We start from the raw sequence: 1,680 nt of genomic DNA, 5'->3' as shown, positions 1-1,680 counted from the left end.
AGTAGCTGTTGTCGTTCCGATCTTGAGGGGTGGGCGTCGAACGGGAGTCTCGATCGGGTGATCGCAGCTCGTCGCGGGCATGAAGGCAGGGCCTCTTGGCAGCTCGGGGTTGCGAAGCCAACCGAGATCCAGGAGACCCTGTTGCCGCAGTTCTACGTGCTCACGCCGCTGGAGTTCAACTCGGCCGCACCGACGTGTGATTGTGCCGCTCACCGGTTCGGAAACGCGGCCGATCACCCGGAACGTGTTCGGCGGTATCCCTCGGACATGACGGACGCGGAGTGGGCCGTGGTCCGGCCGCTGCTGTCGGTGCCCGGCTGGCTGCGCGGCCGGGGCGGGCAGCCGGAGGCGTACTGTCACCGGCAGATACTGGACGCGATCCGCTACCTCGTCGACAACGGCATCAAGTGGCGGGCGATGCCGGCCGACTTCCCGCCATGGGACCGGGCATACGCATTCTTCCGCCGCTGGCGTGACCACGCCCTGGTCAAGGAGTTCCACGACCGGCTGCGATCAGGGATCCGCGAGAGGGAGGGGCGGGATGCGCAGCCGACGGCCGGCGTGATCGACTCGCAGTCCGTCAAGGCGGACGCCGTCGTCGGATCGGACAGCCGCGGCTTCGACGGCGGCAAACTGATCAACGGACGCAAGCGGCACGTCGTGGTCGACACCCTCGGCCTGCTGCTGGGGGTGATGGTCACCGCCGCGGACACCGGCGACCGCGCCGCCGCCCAGATCCTGCTTGAACGGGTGTCCGACGCGCACCATCGCCTTGCCCTGGTCCGGGCCGATGGCGGCTACAGCGGCCCCCTCGTCGAGTACTGCCTGGCCACGCTCGCGCTGGTCCTCGCGATCGTCAGGCGCAGTGACGACATGCGTGGCTTCGTGGTCCTGCCCAAGCGGTGGATCGTCGAGCGTCTCTTCGCCCACCTGATGCGCACCCGCCGCCTGGCCCGCGACTACGAACGCCGCACCACCAGCGCCGAGGCGATGATCTACTGGTCGATGACCCTGCTCATGACCCGACGCCTGGCCCGGCCACACCCTGCGCGAGCATGAACCGTCCCGGCGCGGGCTCGGCCAGCCAGCCCCGCGCGACCAGGCGTTTCGCCTTCGACCGCAGTGCCTCCACCTTGGCCGGCACCGCGTCCAGGCCGAACAACACGGCCAACTCCTGGCAGGTCAGCGGCGCTTGATGGAGCCGGGCCCGGTCCGCGAGCGCGGTGAGGATGCGCTGGTAGTCCACCGACAGCACCGCCCAGGCCAGCCCCTCACGCCACACCGGCACCTGCGACTTCGTCCTCGCCGCTTCCGGCGTTGACGATGCCTTCCCGGCCTTCCCGTCGGTGGTCGGTGCTGTCCGGTCGGCCTGGTCGTGGCCATGTCCCATCCCGTCTGCCGGGGCAAGTACCTCACCCACCCGCGAGCGAGCGATGGCCCATTCCTTCCAGTCCCGCTCAGCCACGGCCAGTTCAGCCTGGATACGGTCGGCCTCCTCCCGCAACTCGTCCACGCGACGGCGAGCCACGAGCTCACGCTGTTCCAGCAGCCCCACAACCGACGGCATCCATGACCTCCACAGCAGCGGCGACACGACAGACCACCACTCCCACAGGATCACCGACCCTATGCCTGACCAGCGAAAACGCCGTGCTCAAGCCCGGAAAGACAACAACTTCT

At 68.8% G+C, this 1,680-nt stretch carries 2 protein-coding genes; one reads left to right on the top strand and one right to left on the bottom strand.

From position 1 onward, the window contains the following. Positions 1-267 precede the first annotated feature (267 nt). Positions 268-1,059, top strand: a complete 792-nt coding sequence (locus LQ326_RS47075; RefSeq protein WP_234545359.1) for an IS5 family transposase — start codon at positions 268-270, stop codon at positions 1,057-1,059. Here LQ326_RS47075 and LQ326_RS47070 read toward each other — a convergent pair. Further along, entirely contained in the window at positions 1,016-1,567 is a 552-nt protein-coding gene (locus LQ326_RS47070) for a hypothetical protein (protein WP_234545360.1), read from the bottom strand. The genes LQ326_RS47075 and LQ326_RS47070 overlap by 44 nt on opposite strands. Between the last annotated feature and the right edge of the window lie 113 nt (positions 1,568-1,680).

Source organism: Streptomyces shenzhenensis, assembly GCF_021462265.1.
GTDB lineage: Bacteria > Actinomycetota > Actinomycetes > Streptomycetales > Streptomycetaceae > Streptomyces > Streptomyces shenzhenensis.
This window is presented reverse-complemented; position numbering and strand designations above follow the sequence as displayed.

Coding starts and splice junctions, on each gene's coding strand:
- LQ326_RS47075 (WP_234545359.1), top strand. CDS start 268: ATGACGGACGCGGAGTGGGCCGTGGTCCGGCCGCTGCTGTCGGTGCCC.
- LQ326_RS47070 (WP_234545360.1), bottom strand. CDS start 1,567: ATGCCGTCGGTTGTGGGGCTGCTGGAACAGCGTGAGCTCGTGGCTCGC.